Source organism: Nocardia yamanashiensis NBRC 100130 (assembly GCF_001613325.1).
GTDB classification, from domain to species: Bacteria; Actinomycetota; Actinomycetes; order Mycobacteriales; family Mycobacteriaceae; genus Nocardia; species Nocardia yamanashiensis.
Map to the genome: position 1 here is coordinate 129,624 of NZ_BDCD01000025.1, position 20,992 is coordinate 150,615.

Sequence of the window (20,992 nt, forward strand, 5' to 3'; positions counted from 1 at the left end):
TTCGTAAGTTATGTTCACGCGGCGATTGGCAGGACCGCCGCGCGCGGAAGGTTTCACGGAGGCGTGGTGACAGGTCTGAGCAGGCGGCCCCGGCGTGGGCGCACCCTGGCCGGGCAGGTGTTCGTGGTGCAGCTGGTGGTGCTCGCGGTGGTGATCGCCACCGGTACCGCGCTGGCGGTGCTGCGCTTACGCAGCGCCCAGGACGACGCCATCCGGGTGCAGGTCACCGATATCGCCGTCAGCGTCGCCCGTGCGCCGTCCACGGTGTCCGGGGTGCGCGCGCCCAATCCCACCACGCTGCTGCAACCGGTCACCGAGAGCATTCGCCAGGCGACCGGAGTCGACTTCATCGTGGTGATGGCCCCCGACCGCACCCGCTACACCCACACCGACACCACCCGCATCGGCCAGCCCTTCAGCGGCAATATCGATCGCGCGCTGGCGGGGGAGACCTTCACCGAAACCTACACCGGCACACTGGGTCCCTCGATCCGCGCCGTCACGCCGGTGCGTGATGCCGACGGCCGCATCGTCGCGCTGGTGTCGGCGGGCGTCACCCGCGCGCACATCGGCGATCAGGTGCGGGCGCAGCTGCCCACCATCCTGGCGGTGGCGCTGGCCGGGCTGGCGGTGGTCACGCTCGGCTCACTGTTGTTGCGGCGCAGGCTGTTGCGGCAGACGCACGGGCTCGGCACGGCCGAGTTGCGCGCCATGTACGAGCATCACGACGCGGTACTGCATTCGGTGCACGAGGGCCTGCTGGTGTTCGGCCGCGACGGCGAGCACGCCGAGGTGGTCAACGACGAGGCCCGCCGCCTGCTCGATCTGCCCGACGGCCCGATCACCCGCGCCGACCTGCCGGTCTCGTTGCAGCGCATGGGAACCGAGGAGGTGCGCGACGAGATGCACGTGACCGCGGACCGGGTGCTGGTGGTGAATCAGGACGAGGTGGAGCACGACGGCCGCCGCATCGGCACCGTGCTCACCCTGCGCGATCACACCGAATTGCGGGACGTGCTGGGCGAATTGGATTCGGTGCGCGACTTCGCCGAATCGCTGCGCGCCCAGGCGCACGAGGCGGCCAACCGGCTGCACACCGTGATCAGCATGGTGGAGCTGGGCCGGCCCGAGGACGCGGTGGACTTCGCGACCGCCGAACTCGAACTCTCCCAAGCCCTCATCGACCGGCTCACCAGCGCGGTCGCCGAACCGGCGGTGGTGGCGTTGCTGCTGGGCAAGGTGGAGAAGGCCGCCGAGCAGGGGGTGGAATTGACGGTCACCGGGGACACCGTGGTGGATTCGGTGGAACCGCTCACCGCGCACGAGATGGTCACGCTGCTGGGCAATCTCATCGACAACGCGGTGGACGCGGTGCATCACGACGAGGACGCCTGGGTGGAGGTGACGGTGCGCAGCGACGCCGCGGAACTGTATGTGCGGGTGGCCGACAGCGGTCCGGGCATGTCCGAGGAGGTGTTCACGCGCGCCACCGAACGCGGCTATTCCACCAAGACCGACCATCAGGGTCTGGGGCTGGCGCTGGTGCGGCGGCTGGTGGCGCGCCGCGGCGGTGAGCTGCGGGCGCAGTCGGAGCCGGAATCGGCGGTGCTGGTGACGTTTTCGCGGGACGGCAAGCGATGATCCGGGTGCTGATCGTGGAGGACGATCCGAAAATCGCGGCGGCGCACCGGTCCTACGTGGAGCGGTTGCCGGGCTTCACGGTCGTGGCGGTGGTGCACACCGGAAAGGACGCGATCGCAGCCGCCGGGAAGTCACAAACCGATTGCGATCCGGTGGATTTGGTCTTGATGGATATCGGTTTACCGGATATGAGCGGTCTCGCCGTGGCCGCCGCATTGGCCGGGCTGCGACCGCGGCCCGATGTCATCGCGGTGACCTCCGCGCGCGATCTGGCCATGGTGCGGGCCGCGGTCGCGCACGGCGTGGTGCTGTATCTGTTGAAGCCGTTCACCTTCGCGGCTTTCCGGGAGAAGCTCGATCGCTATCTGCGATACCGGGCCGCGCTGCCGGCGGGGGAAGCGGCGGTCTCGCAGCAGGACATCGACCGCGCCTTCGGGGCGCTGCGAACGTCGGATCATCGTGCGACCTCGCCGAAAGGCATTGCGCCGCAGACCATGGACGAGGTGGCGCGGGCGGTGCGAGCAAACTCCGGCGGGTTGTCCGCCGGGGAAGTCGGGCGTGCCGTCGGCGTTTCGCGGGTTACCGCTTGGCGATACCTGGAACGTATGGCCGAAGACGGTGTGCTGGAACGCCGGACCGACTACGGTCGGACCGGGCGGCCACAGGTTCGATACGTCTGGTCGCACTGAGCGGTTGCTCACCGCAGGTTTGCAGGTGATGTGCGGTGACCGACACCACAGGGACGGGTGCTCCGGAACAGACCGTCCTGGTTGTAACGGTTGCCACCTTCGCCACTCAAAATGTTCTGTAACAGCGTTAGTGTCTGTACATATCTAGCTGCGAAGTTATAGAGGTATCTGATTAGCGGGGCAAACGTGCAAAACGTCGGCAAACGGTCGAGTTCGCCGGATTCCAAACGCCACTTGTGGTTCCTGGGGCTCATCGCCCCTGCGAGTGCGTTGCTGCCTTCACAGTTGGTACTGCGAACCGACCTCGAGGTCTTCTGGTGGATCGGACCCATCATCGTCCTCATAGTCATCCCCGTCCTGGATTGGGTCGTCGGCGAAGACGGCAGCAATCCCAAGGACGAGGACTACGAGCTACTCAGCAACGACCGGTATTACCGGTGGTGCACCTACCTGTTCCTGCCGGTGCAACTCGTCGGCCTGGTCATCGCGTCCGCGATGTGGGCCGGATCGGATCTGTCCGTGGTCGACAAGCTCGGCCTGGCCGCCACCCTCGGCTTCGTCAGCGGGATCGGCATCAACGCGGCCCACGAGCTCGGGCATCGTTCCGAGCAGCTGGAGCGCTGGCTGTCGAAAATCGCTCTGGCGCAGTCGGGTTACGGTCATTTCTTCGTCGAGCACAACCGGGGGCACCACGCCCGGGTGGCCACCCCGACCGATCCGGCCAGCGCCCGGCTGGGTGAATCGCTGTGGGAGTTCCTGCCGCGCAGCGTGATCGGCGGTTTCCGGTCCGGCATCGGCATCGAACGCGACCGGCTGCGCCGCAAGGGGCACCGCTGGTTCTCCATCCACAATCACATCCTGCAGGCCTGGTCGATGACGCTGGTGCTCTTCGGCACCCTGATCGCGATCTTCGGCTGGGCGCTGCTGCCCTGGCTGCTGCTGCAGGCCGTCATCGGCGTCGGCCTGCTGGAAACCGTCAACTACGTGGAGCATTACGGCCTGCTGCGCCGTCGCCGTCCCAACGGCCGCTGGGCCCGTACCTCGCCCCGCGACAGCTGGAACAGCGATCGCCTGGTCACCAATATCTTCCTGTTCCACCTGCAGCGGCACAGCGACCATCACGCCAATCCGGGACGCCGGTACCAGACGCTCCGGACTTCCGAGGAGGCTCCCCAGCTCCCCGCCGGATATGCCACGATGCTCCTGCTGGCCGCCGTCCCGCCGCTATGGCGCTACGTCATGGATCAACGTGTGCTCGCGCACTATGACGGCGACATCAGCCAGGCCAATATCCAGCCCCGCAAACGGGAGCGGATTCTGGTGCGGCACGGGCTGGCCGCGGCGGCGTAATCGACAAACCGGGGCAAGCGTGCGTACAGTGTACGCACGCTTGCCTTCCCGCATGTCCGCCTCCAGGCCGGACCGTCTAGCCTTTAGGGCAAGCAGCCGACCAGGAGAGGCAGATGACGACCGCAGTGTCCAGCATGATGACCGCTGACGTCCGCAATGGGATCGACTTCAAGGTGGCGGACCTGTCCGAGGCCGAGTTCGGCCGCAAGGAGATTCGCCTCGCCGAGCACGAGATGCCCGGCCTGATGGCGCTCCGCCGCGAATACCACGACGTGCAGCCCCTCAAGGGCGCGCGCATCTCCGGCTCCCTGCACATGACCGTGCAGACCGCCGTCCTCATCGAGACCCTCACCGCGCTCGGCGCGGAAGTCCGCTGGGCCTCCTGCAATATCTTCTCCACCCAGGACCACGCCGCCGCCGCGGTCGTCGTCGGCCCGCACGGCACCGTCGACGAGCCCAAGGGCACTCCCGTCTTCGCCTGGAAGGGCGAGACCCTGGAGGAGTACTGGTGGGCCGCCGAGCAGATGCTCACCTGGCCGGGCGAACCCGCCAACATGATCCTGGACGACGGCGGCGACGCCACCATGCTCGTCCTGCGCGGCGCCCAGTTCGAGAAGGCCGGCGTCGTTCCGCCCGAGGACGAGACCCACTCCGCCGAGTACAAGGTCTTCCTGAACCTGTTGCGCGCCAGCCTCGAAGCCGACAAGGGCAAGTGGGGCAAGATCGCCGAGTCGGTCAAGGGCGTCACGGAGGAGACCACCACCGGCGTCCTGCGCCTGTACCAGTTCGCCGCCGCCGGCGAATTGTCCTTCCCCGCAATCAATGTCAACGACTCGGTCACCAAGTCCAAGTTCGACAACAAGTACGGCACCCGCCACTCCCTGGTCGACGGCATCAACCGCGGCACCGACGTCCTGATCGGCGGCAAGAAGGTGCTGATCTGCGGCTACGGCGACGTCGGCAAGGGCTGCGCCGAATCCCTGAAGGGCCAGGGCGCCCGCGTCCAGGTCACCGAGATCGACCCCATCAACGCCCTCCAGGCGCTGATGGACGGCTTCGACGTCGTGACGGTCGAGCAGGCCATCGCCGACGCCGACATCGTGGTCACCTCGACCGGCAACAAGGACATCATCACCCTCGATCACATGAAGGCGATGAAGGCCCAGGCCATCCTCGGCAATATCGGCCACTTCGACAACGAGATCGACATGGCGGCCCTGGAGCGCTCCGGCGCCACCCGCCTGAACATCAAGCCCCAGGTCGACCTGTGGACGTTCCCGGACTCCGGCCGCTCCATCATCGTCCTCTCCGAAGGCCGCTTGTTGAACCTCGGCAACGCGACGGGCCACCCCTCCTTCGTCATGTCGAACTCCTTCTCCAACCAGGTGATCGCCCAGATCGAACTCTGGACCAAGCCCCAGGAGTACGACAACGAGGTCTACCGCCTCCCCAAACACCTCGACGAAAAGGTTGCCCGCATCCACGTGGAAGCCCTCGGCGGCACCCTCACCAAGCTCACCAAGGACCAGGCCGAATACATCGGCGTGGACGTGGAGGGCCCCTACAAGCCGGAGCACTACCGCTACTGAGCGAATCCGCTTGTAACCCAAGCTGAACGGGCCGGTCGCCAATGCGACCGGCCCGTCTGGTCTGCGGTCCAGCTATGCTCGTCGAACATGATCACCGTAGGGGTGCGGGGAGGGGAGGGGCTTCGGCATGATCGATCTGGGATCCGATACCGCCGTATTGCGTGACGAGATCGAGGCTTTCTACGCGGGTTTCGGCAATGCCGCCGCCTTGAAGGAAGCGTTTCGCGCGGCGGCGCTGCTGGTGCCGATCACCGCGGAGCGGCAGTTCACTGTCTCGAAATTCGGGGGAGTCGCCTGGTTGTGTGTGTTCACCGGGGAGGAGCCTTTCGCGGAATGGCTTTCGGCGCGTGCGCAGTTGCAGCCTGGCGGTAACCATCGCTATCAGACGTTGAGTGGCTGGCGGTTGGCCGAATACGCCGACGGTTGCGCCGAGCCCACCGGGGTCGCGGTGGATATCGTCGGCCCGAGGCCGATGGCGTTCCCGCCGGCACTCGCCGACGATCAACTCGAAGAGCTTCGGAAGCAGGGGGTGTAAATCGTGTCGGACAATTTGGAAGTCCCGGCGGAAACGTTGATTCAGGCCGCGCAGGGGATCACCGCGACCATCGGCGAGCTGTCGGAGATCGGGGTGAAGGAGGCGGCGGCCTCGGGTCGCGGTTTCTCGGCCTTGGCGCTGTCGCCGCTGGAGGCCGGAAAAGAAGTCGTGCAGAAGGGGTTCGAGGAATTCACCAACCGGTGGTCCTGGGGCGTGCGGAATCTCGTGCAGGCCGGCAATTCGATTGCGGAGACGCTGGGTCTGGCGGCCGGTCGCTACAACATGATGGAGCAGGCCAGCAAGGACACGCTCAAGCAGATCTACACCAACCTGGTGGGCAATCCGCACCTGTCGAGTGACGAGATCAAGAAACGGACGCTGGGGGAGACGCTGGCGGACAATCCGTTCAACCAGGTCCTCAATGCCGACTACTCGGCCGCGTCTTTTCGCGAAGCACAGGCGAAGATGCAGCAGAACGCGCAGGTCATCCAAACGGTCGGGCCGCAGGCGCTGGCGAATGTGAGTGCCGCATCGCAATTCCTGGGCGGACCCAAACTCCCGGCCAGCGGTCTGCCCGACGCGGGCTGGAACACTCAGGGAGCGGAACAGGCTGCCGCCATTCTGAATCCGCAGAAGAGCTGAACCGTGGGGTTGTCCAATCGTCTGGGCCTCGACAACCTGGTCGACATCATCGACCGCGGCGTGGAGAAGGCGACCGAGACGCTCGGCCACGCCGCCGATACCGTCCTCGAAGGTCAGGCCGCGCTCGCCGACAAGCTCGGTCTCGACGGGGTATCCGAGTTCCTCAACGACCTCGGCGACCAGATCGAATCGATCACCGGTGGGGCGGTCGACGAGCGTGAACTGTGGCAGTCCGAGGATCCGAAGGAATTGATCCGCGGCGAGCCGAGCGAGATCGATTCCGTCGTCAAGACATTGGGGAAGATGGCGGAATCCATCTCCTCCACCGGCGACGCGCTGCGCGCCATCGACACCGCGAACTGGACCGGCGAGGGTGCGGACGCTTTCAACGCCGTCTACGACAAGCAGCCGAAACTCTGGTGGGACAGCGCCGAAGCATTCACCGCCACGGCCGGCCACCTGAACGTCTGGTCCCACGCGGTCCAGACCGCGCAAACCCGTGCCTCCGAAGCCGTCACGGAATGGAAGCGGGCCGCCACAGAGGAAGAAACCAAGAAGAAGTGGTGGAACTCCCTCACCGGCGATCAGCAGAAACAGCAGGGCTCCCTGAAGGACACCTGGAGCGAGATCCGGCGCAACGCACACCAGATCCTGCTGGACGCCCGTACCGCCCGTGACACCACCGCCACCGAAGTCGCCGCCAATATCGCGGTTTCGACCGGCAAAGCCCCTGAGAAACCGCCATTCACCTCCCGTCTGGCAGCCGACTTCAGCGACCTTTCGGACATCGCCGAACACGCCAAGAACAGTTTTTCCAACGGCTTCCTGACCGGTCTGTCCAGCACGGTCGCGTTCATACGCGCGGTCAATCCGACCGACACCTACAACATGACCCACCCGGCGAAATACCAGGAGGCCATGTCGAACCTGGGCACCGGCCTGGTCATCGCCGCCTCCGACCCCGCCGCAGTCATCGACACCATGGTGACCGAGGCCCGCACCAACCCGTTCGAATTCGCGGGCATGCTCACCAGCGAGGTCGCGCTCAACCTCGTCACCGGTGGTGGCGGCAGCGCCAAAACCGCTGTGTCGCTGATGGACAAGGCGGGCACCGCGGCCGTCAAGACCACACGCCTGGTGGACGATCTCCCCACCGGGGTCCGCCCCAAATCGAATCTGGCCGACAATCTCGGCGACACTCACGGACCCTCCCACTCGGCCCCCGCCGCGGAGAAACCGGTGGCGGAGAAGCCCAGCGCCGGCGTGCCGCGCGAGACCGACCCCGCACCCAATACGTCGATCGACGCCGGTACCCAGCACGGTCCCGCCCCGGAATCCGCCGCGCCGAAACCGGAATCCGAAGCGCCGGGCCACACCACACACGCAGACCCCGAGCCCGATGCCCCGGTCTCGCACGGCGAACCGAAATCCGAGGCGCCGTCGAGCCTGCACGACCGCGGAGAATCCGGGCAGCCGAACCCCGGAACCCACACCAACCTCGAAAACCCCTCTCCCCGTGCCGATTCCCCCGCCGCGCACCCGAGCGCTGAAACGCATGCGCGTACCGAAGCCCCGACCGGCAGCCACCCCGCGTCCGAGGCGCCCGCGCGCGCAGAGCCCGCCGCGCCGCACTCCAGTGCCCCGGAATCCGGGTCCCCTGCCGCGCCCCACTCCAGCGCCCCGGAATCGGCATCTCCGGCCGCGACCCACGAGCCGGCTCCGGCCCGGTCCGAACCGGCGGCATCCACCCATGAACCCGGCGCCACTCCGGCCCGGGATGTCTCCGACGCAGCTCCGGCGGCACCGAAATCCGATGCGGCTCCGAGCAGTCCGAGATCCGATGTGGCTCCGGCGTCGCTGAGATCGGACGCCGACCCTGCCCCGCACGCACCGAACCGAATCGGCGACGAGGCTCCGGTAGCTCGCACCCCGGACCACGCTCCCAGCGAGGGTCGCGCCAACCCCGACTCTCCAGCGACGACGGTCCATCCCAACAACACCGCGCCGACCCATGCGGGCCGGGCACCCGAATCCTCCACCGCGCCCAAGCCGCACGACAGTTCTCCCTCGCGCCCCGGCGAGGCGAACAACCGCCCCCACGGCCGCGACGCCGAGCCCGCCCGCCGCGAACCCGCATCCGAGCGTCCCGGTCCGCACGCCGAGGAACCCAGCGGCCCGCGCCACGCCGACCCGGAACCACGAGACCGCACACCGGACTCGGAGCACCGCACCCCATCCGATCGCGATGGCGCGGGTGACGGGACGCCGCCCCATGCCGAATCACCCACCGCCCGAGCCCTTCCCGACGAAGGCGCCCCGCGCTGGCCGGGCGAGTCCGGTGCGAGCCACGGCCCCAGCACGCACGAAGCTCCCAACGCTCACGAAAGACCCGGGCACGCCGAAGCGCCCGACCACGCGCCGGACGGTGACGGTCCCGGAAACAAGGGCACTCCCGAACCCGACGATGCCGGCGGCCCGAAGCACACCGACACCGAACCCGCCGCCGACGATGCGGGCCCGGCCCACCGCGCCGACTCCGATCAACAACAACTCGGCGAAGGTTCACACGACGGCCCCGAGGCCTCTCAAACACCCGGCAAGGTCGACGGCTGCGGCGACCCGGTCGACGCCGCCACGGGCGAATTCTTCGTCCCCGAAACCGATCTCACGCTGCCGGGCATCCTCCCGCTCATCCTGGTCCGCCGCCACCGCTCCAACTACCGCCTCGGCCGCTGGTTCGGCCCTTCGTGGTCGGCCACTCTCGACATCCGCCTGGTAGTAACCGACCACTCCGTAACTTTCATCGGCGAAGACGGCCTCGTCCTCACCTACCCCCACCCCGAGATCGACCACCCCGTAACCCCCACCACCAGCGCCCTCCGCTGGACCCTCACCCGCACCGACTCCGGCGGCTACCGCGTCTGGGACTGCGACCGAGAACTCCTGTGGCACTTCGCCCCCGACCCCGTCCTGGGCGGACTCGACGCAGCCCTCGGCAACTACGCCATCTCCGCCATCACCGACCGCCACCGCAATCGCATCCGCTTCCACTACGACGCCGACGGCAACCCCACCGAGATCACCCACACCGGCGGCTACACCGTGCGCCTCACCACCGCCCACGGCCGCGTAACCAGCGTCGCCGTGGTCGACCGCACCACAGCCACCGAAACCCTCATCCCCGTCCGGCATTTCGGCTACGAAGCAGGCCAACTCGCCGCGGTCACCAACTCCTACGGCGGCACCACCCGCTACACCTACGACGACCACCACCGCATGCTGTCGTGGACCGACTCCAACGACAACTACATGCTCAACACCTACGACGAGCAAGGCCGCGTCGTTCGCCAACAGGGCATCGGCGGCGTCCTCAGCTGCGAATTCGACTACCTCACCTTCCCCGACGGGACCGGCTCCCTCACCACCCACACCAACTCCCTGGGCGCCCGCACCGCCCGCGGTTACGACACCGACCTCCGCCTCCGGGACATCCTCGACCCCGCCGGCGCCCAAACCCATTTCGACTACAACACCGACCGCAACCCCCTGCGCGTTATCGCCCCCGACGGCGCCACCACCCACTACGCCTATACCGAACACGGCGACGTAGCTTCCATCACCCGCCCCGACGGCCACGCCCTCACCATCGACTACCTGTTCCGCCACCGTCCCATCCGCATCACCGAGGTGGATGGCACTGTGCGGCAGCGTGAATGGGACGACCAGGGCAACTTGATAGCCGGCGTCGACCCATTGGGCAATCGCACTGAACGCACATATCACTCCTCCGGTGCTACCGCCACCGTCACTGACTCCACCGGTGCAAGGACCATTCTCGAAGCAGACGCGGCTGGTCTTCCCTCTCTCATCACCGACCCGTTCGAAGCCCGAACGCAAATCATCCGAGACGCTTTCGGTCGGCCTCATCGAATCACCGACGCCCTGGGAGCCACCTCCACCTACACCTGGACCCCAGAAGGCAAACCCCTAACCCATACTGATGCCACCGGGCACACCGAATCTTGGACCTATGACGGCGAGGGCAATCTCCTCACACACACTGACTCCAACGGCGGCACGACTCGCTACACCTACAAAGCCTTCGACCTACCTGCCACTCGTACCGATCCAACAGGTGCAACCACAAAATTCACCCATGACACCGAACGTCGTCTCACCGCTGTAACCAATCCCAACGGTCAAACCTGGCACTACGAGTACTCGTTGGCGGGACGTCTCGTATCCCAGACCGACTACCAGGGTGCAACCACCCGCTACACCCACGATCACGTCGGACGCACTGCGACCATCACACCCGCCAACGGCATCACTCGCCACCACGAGTACGACATCCTTGGTCGTCTGACGTCCATTACCGCCGATTCCGGTGAGTGGATCACCTACACCCACGACATCGTGGGTCGCCCCCTAACCGCCACCACGGGACACGAGGATTCCCCTGTACATTCTCTGGAATTCGCTTATAGCCCAGCAGGTGTACTTGTTTCCCAACAAATCGACGACCAAGCTCCGATGCGGTTCGAATACGACCAATATGGCCGTCGAATCAGCCGTGTTACTCCCTCTGGTGGGGAAACCTGCTGGAGCTATGACTACCTCGGCCGTCCGAGTTCCCTTTCTGTCGACGGCAACGGCGTCGATTTCACATATGATTCGTCAGGCCGTCTGACGCGGTGGCAGGCGGACGAGCTGGCCGTCGATCACATCCGTGATCCAGTTGGTCGTCTCCTTCGCCAAGAGGTGACAGCTCACCCGGCTAGATTCCTCAATCTGGGACTCGATACCGCGCCGCGCCCGATGCCGCGCCTGGTTCGCAACGACGAATACGGTTGGCGTTCAGACGGATACATAACGAGCCTGACCACTCACCGCCCAGAAGACACACCGCAGCATTACGACTATGAATTGGATCCAGTCGGGCGAATCGCACTTGTCACTCACAATGGCACGGCCGTTGAGCGCTATGCCTACGATGAGCTCGGCAATATTACGAGTAGTGCCACGCCTATCGTGAAGTCGGAAATGGGCGTCGGCGCCGAATTCGGTGTAGGCTCGAGTTCTCTCGAACATCTCGCACCGCATGAATACCTCAACAACCTGCTCGTCAGTGATGGCCGTCGCCGCTATGAATACGATGATGCTGGCCGTCTCGTTCGTAAGGCTTCAGTTGGCATTTCGGGCGACTCGGATGAGTGGTCTTATCGCTACAATGGATTCGATCAGCTTACTGACATATTAACCCCGGAGGGGCAGCATTGGAATTACACCTATGATGCCCTAGGTCGTAGGGTGAGTAAGCGAAAGCTCGCTCCGCAAGGTGCCGTGCTTGAACAGGTGGATTACATCTGGGACGGCACTGATCTTATCGAACAGATGGTGGCCGGGTCATATACTCGTTGGTGCTATCACCCTAAGTCCAAGAAGCCGATCGGCCAAACCGTCGGTGGAGGCACGAAAAAGCGCGAATTCCGGGTGATTATCACTGACCTGGTCGGGCGGCCGATCGAGTTGGTGGATCCCAGTACTGGGCACACCGTTGGCACTGCGAATGCCAGCACCTGGGGTCGTACGACCTGGTCGGGATCGGACAGCACCTTGTTGCGGTTCTGTGGTCAGTACGAAGACATGGAGACCGGCCTGCATTTCAACGTGCATCGGTACTACGATCCCGAAATCGGTCGGTATCTTACGTCGGATCCGCTGGGGTTGACTCCGTCTCAGAATCCGAATTCGTATCCTCACAATCCAATGGTATGGAGTGACCCGCTTGGCCTAACTCCTGAGGGGTGTGACCCACCGGTATTTCGCGGCACAACGGTGGGTTATGAGGGATCGCCGGGAACGCAACGCGTCGAGGTTACTCCGACCTCATCGGATCCCGGAGTAGCAACCATTTTCGGGACACACTCGGAGCAGTTCGGCGAAGCAGTTGTGCAGATCGCTCGTCCCGAGGATATTTTGGGAGTGGAGCGATATCTCGGATATATTCCTGCAGAGGCAGAGGTCGGCCTCGGGATCATCCCGGTGGAGTTTGCTGCCAGGGCGAGTATTGAAATACCTGTATCATTCGCCCGATCTATTCTTGAGGAAATGGGTATAAGACTGCCTGCTAAGATTGGGGTAGACGATCTTAGCCCATTGCTCCTGGAGACTCCTAAGCTGTCCCCAGGGCAAATCGAGCACTTCATAGAGAGGGCGGCTAATTATGGGAAATAGTGGTGCGATGGAAATATTGCAACCAGTCGAGTTTGCTCATGGCTCCGCAACCTGCGTGGTTCGGTGCGTTGATGGCACAGTGAGTGTAGGCGACTCTGTCGTTGGTGGAGTAGACGAAAATGGATCTGAGCGTACGATTGATGGATTCAATATTGCGGGGATTCGGCGATATGGAAAGTCGGTAGAGTTCTTCGACACGCCGCACTCGGCTGAGGTTCGGATATCGGGTGGGTCGCCTGATCGAATGTCCGGCCTGGTTACCATTCGTACGGAGCCTTCGACCATCGATGAATGTTGATAAGTTGATTGAACTTGTCCACCAGGCTGTTAGTGACGGGTTGGTCGCGGAGGGTGCATACGAGGGTATCGATGAACTAGCAACGGTAAGCACTGGTCGGACCCATGTATCGGGGTTGTTGAGTACATACCGGAGAAGATCGAGGCTTGCCAGCAACGGACCGCAACTTCAGCGGTGGACTGACGATCTTATCCAGTTTCTGGAAGGTTATGACGGCGGGATTGTCACCTCCGTGTATGTGCATCGATCAGATGGCTGGGATCGTACATTTTTGGCTGACCGCGAAGGTTCCAGAATTCTCTTCTGGATGAAGATGTTGGACTTACCTACCTGGGTGCCACCGGCCGGTAGTGATGGGTGGTATGTGAGAACCTGGGTCCGGCCGGCGGAGGTTGAACCCGGCAGCGGGGTTGCGGAGCAGCTCCGGCTTATGCAGCTGCTCGCCACGGGCATGGTTTCCGCGCCGGAATTTGCCAGGGCCTGGTATGCGGCCAGGCACCGGTCGATCGATCGAGATGAGCGTGTTCGAGAACCGTTCGGTCGTCTGCTTGATCGGGTGTTCTTCTGTTTAGAGGATTACCCCATGGATTCCTCCAGCAGGGAGGAAGGCGACTTGACTGATGAAGAGCTGATCGCGGAAGTTCGAGTGGTGTTGGGTGACATCACTCGTCTGTGAAATTGGCCAAGGACGTTCGCGCGGTGGAAACGGTTGGGTGAGGGAGCTCAGGCGCGGATGAGGGTGCTGGTTCGGCCTGTGGGCGTGGTGGTTTCGGAGAATCGGGTGCGGCGTTCGCCGGGGTGTAGTGGAGGGTGGGCTTTTGCTCCACTAATGGCGTCTGTTGGTAGTTTTCTGCGGGTGGGGCCGGAAAGTGGAGCAAAAGGCTCATGATGTTGCGGGGGTGGTGATGGGTGTGTTTGTATCGGCTGTCGGGCGGGGTGGCTGATTGGCTGCGGCGCGGGGTGTTTGGGGAGGCGAGGGTATGTTCGAACTGCTTGGGGCGGTTACGGGGATCGGGTTGGTGATTTTCGTGGTCGTGATGTTGATCGTGAACGGTAGGTCCTCGAAACGGCCGCCGTATGGTTCGCCGGGGGCTGGAATGCCGTACTACCCGCCGGGGCGGTATCCGCAGCCGGGACCGTATGCGCCGCAAGGGCAATGGTCTCAGCAGCCTGCGGGCTATCAGCCGCAGCAGGGTTACCGGTATCCGCAGCCGAATGGTCCGCAGCCGGGGCAGTATGGGCATCCGCAACAGCCGCCCGGGTATCCGCCTGCGCAGTAGGGCGAGTCGAAGGTTGAATCGCCAATTTTGAAACGTTGGTTGTTCAATCCTTGTAGGCTGCCTGGCATGTCGAAAAGTGCTGTGACCCGCCGGTTCTCGCGGGCGACCTTGGGTGCGTTCGCTGTTTCCGCTGTTATCGCTACTGCGGGTACCGCTTCTGCGGCTCCGGTTGTGCTCGAGCCCGTTGCGCCGGTCGCGGGTGGTAGTACCGGGTCGCTGGACTCGTTGTCGGGGAATGGGCCGTCCGGGTCTGCGGGGACGGGGTCGAGTGCCAGTCAGTTGATCAATGCTGCTATTTGCACTTTGACGGGTGGGACTTGGTTGCCGGTTATCGATATTTGCGTGAAATAGACCCCCGGGTAAGGGGACGGGCCGGTCGCTCAGTGCGGCCGGCCCGTTTTCGGGGATTGTGAAAGGTGTTGTGTTACCGGGAATTTCGGTGCGTCACTTGTGGAATGCGGGTGGGAGGGGGTAGCCCTTCTCCTGCATTGCTTCTCGGGCTCGGTTCGGGTAGTCGGTGATGATGCCGTCTACGCCCTGGTCGAGGACCAGGGCGATCGTTGCCTTGTCGTTGACGGTCCACGGGATCACCTTGATGCCGAGATCGTGTGCCTTGGAGACGTATTCGGCGGTGGTGGTGAGCTTGAAGTCGGCGTCGCCGGCCTTCACCTCGCTGTTCCAGGGGTTCACATAACTCGGGGAGGAGATGTCGGCGCCGAGAGCCTTGATCGCGCCCAGGGGATCTCCGACGTGATCCTCATAGCGGATGGGCTGGAGCCAGGGGCTGTTCGGTTTGAAGGTGGAGTCGTCGTAGAGGGCCACGGTGGGGATGGTGGAGTTGCGGGCTTTCACCAGGGGGAGGCTGCGCCAGTCGAAGGATTGGATTTCGACCTTGTCGGTGGCGCCGGCGTCGTGGACGGCGCCGAGGATGACGTCCACGAATTCCTCGGGGGTGGCGGACTGTTCGGGCTTTTCGCCCTCGATCTTCGTTTCGATGTTGTAGCGGAGCGCTTCGAACGCGCCGGGGTAGGTCTTCACCAGCTCGAAGAGCTCGGGGAGGCGGGCGATCTTGTTGCCTGGAAGTTCTTGGGCCTCGGGGAAACCGGCGAGCTTCTTGCCGCAGTCGAGGGTGCGGATCTGGTCGTAGTTCAGGTCGTGGACCAGTTTGCCTACATAGGGGAACTGCGGGTCGTCGGGGAAGGCGGGGGCGGTGTCGGTGCACTTCTCGGCTTGGATGGCGGGGTCGTGCCAGATGAGCGGCACCTTGTCCTTGGTGAGGACGATATCGAGTTCGAGGGTGGAGACACCCAGTTCGATGGCCTTGGCGAAACCGGGCAGCGACTCCTCGATGGTCATGCCGCGCCCGCCGCGATGGGCTTGCAGATCGAACTTGCGGGTCGCGTCCGCGGCGGCGGTGGCGCTGGTGGTGGCCGAACCCTTGTCGTCCGAGCTGCCACAGGCGGTCAATCCGACTGCCGCTATCGCTGCTCCTAAGATCGCAAAAGCGCGCTTGAGCTGCACTGACTTGACGCCTAGGGAAGTCATGGGCGGGACTATAGCAATCATTCAGCCACTGAAAATTCGGATGTTCGGCGCAAACCGCCTCCCAGCGCCGCTCGACCACGATCGTTAGGTACCCTCGCGGACATGGGTGCGTTGGTGGTCATCGAGGGTCTGGACGGCGCGGGCAAGCGCACGCTGACCGATGCCGTGGTGGCCACGCTCACCGCACGCGGGCTGCGGGTCGCGACGCTCGCCTTCCCGCGCTACGGCGCGTCGGTGCACGCCGACCTGGCGGCCGAGGCGCTGCGCGGTGGCCATGGAGATACCGCCCAGTCGGTCAACGCCATGGCGCTGCTGTTCGCCCTCGACCGCGCCGGCGCCCGCGACGAATTGGCGAAACTGCTGGCGGACAATGACATTGTGCTGCTGGACCGGTATGTGGCGTCCAATGCCGCCTACTCCGCCGCCCGCACCGAGCAGGACGCGCGCGGCGAAACCGTCGCCTGGATCGGCCAATTGGAGTTCGAAAGGTTCGCCCTGCCTGTCCCGGATGTCCAGATTCTCCTGGATGTCCCGGTCGATGTGGCGGAGGAACGCGCCCGGCTGCGGGGTGAAGCCGATGCGACTCGCGCACTCGACGCCTACGAGAAAGACGGAGGGCTGCAACGGCGGACCGGAAACGTCTATCGTGAGCTGGCCGAAATCAACTGGTTTGGACCGTGGTGGGTGCATCGGAGCGGTGACGATCCGGCAACACTGGCGGCGCGGCTCGCGGAAAATGTTGCTGGATAGGGTTGGATGTGCGCCGACAGGTCACGAGTGTTGGCGTGGCGGCCCGATCGGAGCGCGGAAGGTGACAACATAGTAGTTATGAAGCCGAAGATTCTGGTCGTCGACGACGATATGGCTCTCGCGGAGATGCTCACGATCGTCTTGCGCGGTGAGGGTTTCGACCCTCACGTCGTCGGTGACGGCACGCAGGCGCTGACCGCGGTCCGGGAGCTGCGTCCGGATCTCGTGTTGCTGGATCTCATGCTGCCCGGCATGAACGGCATCGACGTGTGCCGGGTGCTGCGAGCCGACTCGGGAGTGCCGATCGTGATGCTGACGGCGAAGACCGATACGGTCGACGTCGTCCTGGGGTTGGAGTCGGGCGCAGACGATTACATCGTCAAGCCGTTCAAGCCGAAGGAACTCGTTGCTCGCGTGCGGGCCCGCCTGCGCCGCACCGAGGAGGAGCCGCAGGAACTGCTCTCCATCGCCGACATCGTCATCGATGTGCCCGCGCACAAGGTGACTCGCGGCGGTCAGCAGATCTCGCTGACTCCTTTGGAATTCGATCTGCTGGTCGCGCTTGCCCGCAAGCCGCGCCAGGTGTTCACCCGCGAAGTGCTCCTGGAACAGGTCTGGGGTTACCGGCATGCCGCCGACACCCGCCTGGTCAATGTGCACGTACAGCGGTTGCGCGCCAAGGTGGAGAAGGATCCGGAGAACCCTGAGATCGTGCTGACCGTGCGAGGTGTGGGCTACAAGGCCGGACCGCCGTGATCGCTGGTTCCAGAAACCGCGTTCAGCGGTGGCTGGCGGTAGTGGTGGCCTGGTTCCGCAATGTCGGAGAACAACTGGGCCACGTCTGGCGGCGTTCGCTGCAATTGCGCGTCGTCGTGTCCACCCTCACCCTGTCGCTGATCGTGATCACGATTCTCGGAGTCGTGCTCACGAGTCAGATCACCGACCGGCTGCTGGACGCGAAGATCAACGCGGCCGTCGAGGAGATGGGCCGTGCGCGAAACACGGTGCAGGCCACGCTGACCGGCGTGCACGATTCGAGCACCCAGCTCGCCCGCTTGGAGGATGCCCGCCGCGCCCTGGCCGGGGGCGGCGGCTCCCAATCCGGCGGCGCGGCAGGCAGTTACGACTCGGCGCTGGCCATGATCGGCGATTCGCAGTCCGAGCTGAATGCCGGCCCGATCCAGGAAATCCCCGCGGAACTGCGCCATTTCGTGCAGGAACGACAGGTCAGCTATCAATTCGCCACGGTCTCCGATCCGGATGGGTACCGCGGTTCAGCGCTGATCATCGGATCGCCCGCCGCCGACATCCCCACGCTGGAGATCTACCTGATCTTCCCGCTCACCAACGAGCAGAACAGCCTCAGCCTCATGCGCGGCACCATGCTCATCGGCGGCATCGTGCTGCTGGTGCTGCTGGCCGCCATCACCGCGCTCGTCACGCGACAGGTCGTGCTGCCCATCCGATCCGCCGCGCGCATCGCGAGTCGTTTCGCCGACGGACGCCTCAAAGAGCGCATGCTGGTGCGCGGCGAGGACGACATGGCCAGGCTGGCCATGTCGTTCAACGAGATGGCCGAGAGTCTGTCCAACCAGATCACCCAACTCGAGGAGTTCGGAAATCTGCAGCGCCGCTTCACCTCCGACGTCAGCCACGAGCTGCGCACGCCGTTGACCACGGTGCGTATGGCGGCCGACCTCATCCACGGCTCCAGCGACGACCTGGATCCGGCGCTGGCGCGCTCCGCCGAACTGCTCGTCAACGAACTCGACCGGTTCGAGGGCCTGCTCAACGACCTGCTCGAAATCAGCCGCCACGACGCGGGTGTGGCCGAGCTGCAAGTGGAATCGCTGGATGTGCGCATGTGCGCGCGGGCCGCCGTGTCCACAGTCCGGCACCTGGCCAAGGAATCCGGCGTCGAGCTGGTGGTCGACATGCCCGAGGAACCGCTGGTGGCGGAAGTGGATCCGCGCCGCGTGGAACGCGTGCTGCGCAACCTGCTCGCCAATGCCATCGACCACAGCGAAGGCAAACCGGTGCTGATGCGCATGCGCGGTGACGGCGACGCCAATGCCGTGGCGATCGTGGTGCGCGATCAAGGCGTGGGCCTGCGGCCGGGCGAAGAGAAGCTGGTGTTCAACCGGTTCTGGCGCTCCGACCCGTCGCGCATGCGGCGCTCCGGCGGCACCGGACTCGGCCTGTCCATCAGCGTCGAGGACGCCAACCTGCACGAGGGCAAGCTCGAGGCCTGGGGTGAACTCGGCGTCGGCGCCTGCTTCCGGCTCACCCTGCCGCTGGTGCGCGGCAAGAAGCTCGGGCCCAGCCCGCTCTCGCTGGAACCGCCCAAGAAGCGGCCCCTGGAGGAGACCCTCGCCCTCGAGGCCGTGCCGGCCGCCCAGCCGGACACCGCAGAAGCCGATTCCGCCCCCGCCACCACGGGATTCGCCACCCTCCCCGCGGGCGGCGTGATCACCGAACCCGGTCCGGCCGATCCGCAGACCCCCGCCGCCGAACCCGTCGTGATCGACGCGGAACTCCCCGCGGCCGATCACGCTGCGGGCGACACCGCCGGCGCCCCGGACGGCGCGGCCGCCGACGCCACGGACGGCAAACCATGAGCGCACGCTCCCCGCGCCTGGCCCGGGCGCTCGTGGCCCTCGCCTGCCTGGTGGGTCTCACCGCCTGTGCCAGCCTGCCGGATTCGTCCGCCCCGCAGGCGCTGGGCACGCTGGACCGGCAACCCACCAGCGCCGGTCCCACCCCGCCCATCTCCGGACGGGAACCCGATCAGCTGCTGCGGGACTTCCTGCAGGCCACCGCCGATCCCACCAACCGGCATCAGGCGGCCCGGCAATTCCTCTCGCCCTCGGCCAATATCCGCTGGGACGACGCGGCCGGGACCACCATCGTCGATCGCCCGGACACGCTCCGTGAGTCCCGTACGGCCGATACCGCCACCTATGTGATCCGAGCCCGCAAGATAGGCGAATTGGCCGCTGACAGCTCGTACAGGGCCTCGGAAGGCACCCTCGAGCAAAAGGTCGAACTGGTCAAAGTGGACGGCGAGTGGCGGGTCGACGAACTGCCGCCGGGCGTCATCGTCGAGCAGACCGCGTTCGCCAAGTCCTACAAACGCTATTCGCTGTTCTTCCCGAATGTCGCGGGCGCGGCCATGGTTCCGGACCTGCGCTGGATCTCCGCGCGCAAGGACCAGCTCGCCCAGAAACTGATGGGCATGCTGGCCGACGGCCCGCAGAACGCGCTCACCGCCGCGGTGCGCAATCCGCTCTCCGGCGGCGTCACCCTGCGCGGCCCGGTCAGCAAACCCAATGGCGAGACCGATAATGTCGGCGTCGGCGCGGGCGGCGTGCAGATCGATTTCGCCGGGGCGTCCAATCTGGATCCGAAAGCCAAGGAGCTCTTGGCCACCCAGACCGTGCTGACCCTGGCCGGCGCCGAGGTGATCGGACCGTACTTCCTGCTGGCCGACGGCAAACCCCTGGACGAGCGCTACGCCACCATCGGCTGGAATCCCGCCGACGTGGAGGCCATGAGCCCGGACGCGGTGGCGCGCAATCGTGTCGGACTGCACGCGGTGCGCGACGGTTCGCTGGTCGCGGTCACCGAGAACGGCATCACCGCCGCGCCCGGCTTCTTCGGCAGCACGCACGGCCTGCAATCGGTGGCACTGTCCCCGGACGGGCAGCTGGTGGCCGCCGTCGCCGGATCCGGCCGTCCCGCACCCGAACCCGAGCGCACCCTGGTCATCGGCACCTATGACGGCCAGGGCTTCCCGGTCGCCACCGCCGGCACCTTCACCCGCCCGTCCTGGCCCGCCGACGGCGGCTCGGCCTGGACCGTGCAGGACGGCGACAAGGTGATCCGGGCCGTGCACGACCGGGCCACCGGCAATGTGTCGGTGCAGGAGGTGACCATCGGCGAATTGACCACGCCCCCGGCCGCTTCCGGCGCCAACGCCGCCAGCGCCCCGCGCGGGCCGATCACCGAACTGCGCATCTCGCCGTCCGGGGCGCGCGCCGCGCTCATCGCCAACGGCAAGGTGTACGTGGCCGTGGTGACCCCGCAGGGCGGCGGCAAGTACGCGCTCACCTCGCCGCTGCCGCTGGCGGTCGGGTTGAGCACGTCGGCGGTCACGCTGGACTGGCAGAACGACGAGAAGGTGATCGTCGGCCGCGAGGGCAATGTGGATCCGGTCGCCACCGTGCTGGTCGACGGCTCCGGATTCCAGCCGCAGAGCACCCAGAACCTGACCCCGCCGGTGCGGGTGGTCAGCGCCGCGCCCGATCACGAATACGTGGCCGACTCGCGCGCGGTGCTGGAACTGACCCGCAATCCCGAAGGCGGCGAATACTTCTGGCGCGAAGTTCCGGGTCTGGGCGCCAATGCCATTCCGGTGCTGCCCGGCTAGGCGCACA

13 protein-coding genes are annotated in these 20,992 nt (G+C 65.3%); 12 read left to right on the forward strand and 1 reads right to left on the reverse strand.

The genetic code is table 11. The features are described from left to right. The first annotated feature begins 63 nt into the window (after positions 1 to 63). The 8 genes from NY1_RS29345 to NY1_RS43180 all read left to right on the forward strand — a co-directional run bounded on the left by NY1_RS29345 (position 64) and on the right by NY1_RS43180 (position 13,657). Positions 64 to 1,641 carry a sensor histidine kinase gene (locus NY1_RS29345; RefSeq protein ID WP_233434548.1) on the forward strand — a complete coding sequence of 526 codons (1,578 nt, stop codon included), beginning with the start codon at positions 64 to 66 and terminating at the stop codon, positions 1,639 to 1,641. Next, positions 1,638 to 2,330, forward strand: a complete 693-nt coding sequence (locus NY1_RS29350; protein ID WP_067720296.1) for a response regulator — start codon at positions 1,638 to 1,640, stop codon at positions 2,328 to 2,330. Before NY1_RS29345 ends, NY1_RS29350 begins: the two co-directional genes overlap by 4 nt. A gap of 186 nt (positions 2,331 to 2,516) precedes the next feature. Beyond that, the gene (locus NY1_RS29355) at positions 2,517 to 3,680 is read left to right on the forward strand and encodes an alkane 1-monooxygenase (protein WP_067720298.1); all 1,164 of its coding nucleotides are present in this window, start codon (positions 2,517 to 2,519) and stop codon (positions 3,678 to 3,680) included. A 113-nt stretch (positions 3,681 to 3,793) separates the two neighbouring features. Next, entirely contained in the window at positions 3,794 to 5,269 is a 1,476-nt protein-coding gene (ahcY, locus tag NY1_RS29360; protein ID WP_067720301.1) for an adenosylhomocysteinase, read from the forward strand. A 127-nt stretch (positions 5,270 to 5,396) separates the two neighbouring features. Further along, the gene (locus NY1_RS29365) at positions 5,397 to 5,804 is read left to right on the forward strand and encodes an SseB family protein (RefSeq protein ID WP_067720303.1); all 408 of its coding nucleotides are present in this window, start codon (positions 5,397 to 5,399) and stop codon (positions 5,802 to 5,804) included. A 3-nt stretch (positions 5,805 to 5,807) separates the two neighbouring features. Next, positions 5,808 to 6,446, forward strand: coding sequence for a hypothetical protein (locus tag NY1_RS29370; protein WP_067720305.1), 639 nt, complete (start codon positions 5,808 to 5,810; stop codon positions 6,444 to 6,446). 3 nt (positions 6,447 to 6,449) lie between these two features. Next, positions 6,450 to 12,683: a putative T7SS-secreted protein gene (locus NY1_RS29375; RefSeq protein WP_157762538.1), complete on the forward strand. Its 6,234-nt coding sequence runs from the start codon at positions 6,450 to 6,452 to the stop codon at positions 12,681 to 12,683. 287 nt (positions 12,684 to 12,970) lie between these two features. Further along, complete coding sequence (locus tag NY1_RS43180; protein WP_157762539.1) at positions 12,971 to 13,657, forward strand: colicin immunity domain-containing protein; 687 nt, start codon at positions 12,971 to 12,973, stop codon at positions 13,655 to 13,657. Between the two features lie 1,048 nt (positions 13,658 to 14,705). On the opposite strand, the gene NY1_RS29385 is transcribed toward NY1_RS43180, so the two are convergent. Next, positions 14,706 to 15,806, reverse strand: a complete 1,101-nt coding sequence (locus tag NY1_RS29385) for a glycerophosphodiester phosphodiesterase (protein WP_067720311.1) — start codon at positions 15,804 to 15,806, stop codon at positions 14,706 to 14,708. A gap of 102 nt (positions 15,807 to 15,908) precedes the next feature. On the opposite strand from NY1_RS29385, the gene NY1_RS29390 reads away from it, so the two are divergent. The 4 genes from NY1_RS29390 (at position 15,909) to lpqB (ending at position 20,985) form a co-directional block, all read left to right on the forward strand. Next, positions 15,909 to 16,556: a dTMP kinase gene (locus tag NY1_RS29390; protein ID WP_067720312.1), complete on the forward strand. Its 648-nt coding sequence runs from the start codon at positions 15,909 to 15,911 to the stop codon at positions 16,554 to 16,556. A 78-nt stretch (positions 16,557 to 16,634) separates the two neighbouring features. Continuing rightward, on the forward strand, positions 16,635 to 17,312 hold the full coding sequence (gene mtrA, locus NY1_RS29395) for an MtrAB system response regulator MtrA (protein ID WP_029931579.1): 678 nt from the start codon (positions 16,635 to 16,637) through the stop codon (positions 17,310 to 17,312). Beyond that, on the forward strand, positions 17,309 to 19,174 hold the full coding sequence (gene mtrB / locus NY1_RS29400; RefSeq protein WP_067720314.1) for an MtrAB system histidine kinase MtrB: 1,866 nt from the start codon (positions 17,309 to 17,311) through the stop codon (positions 19,172 to 19,174). Before mtrA ends, mtrB begins: the two co-directional genes overlap by 4 nt. Continuing rightward, complete coding sequence (lpqB, locus tag NY1_RS29405) at positions 19,171 to 20,985, forward strand: MtrAB system accessory lipoprotein LpqB (RefSeq protein WP_067720316.1); 1,815 nt, start codon at positions 19,171 to 19,173, stop codon at positions 20,983 to 20,985. Before mtrB ends, lpqB begins: the two co-directional genes overlap by 4 nt. Positions 20,986 to 20,992 lie beyond the last annotated feature (7 nt).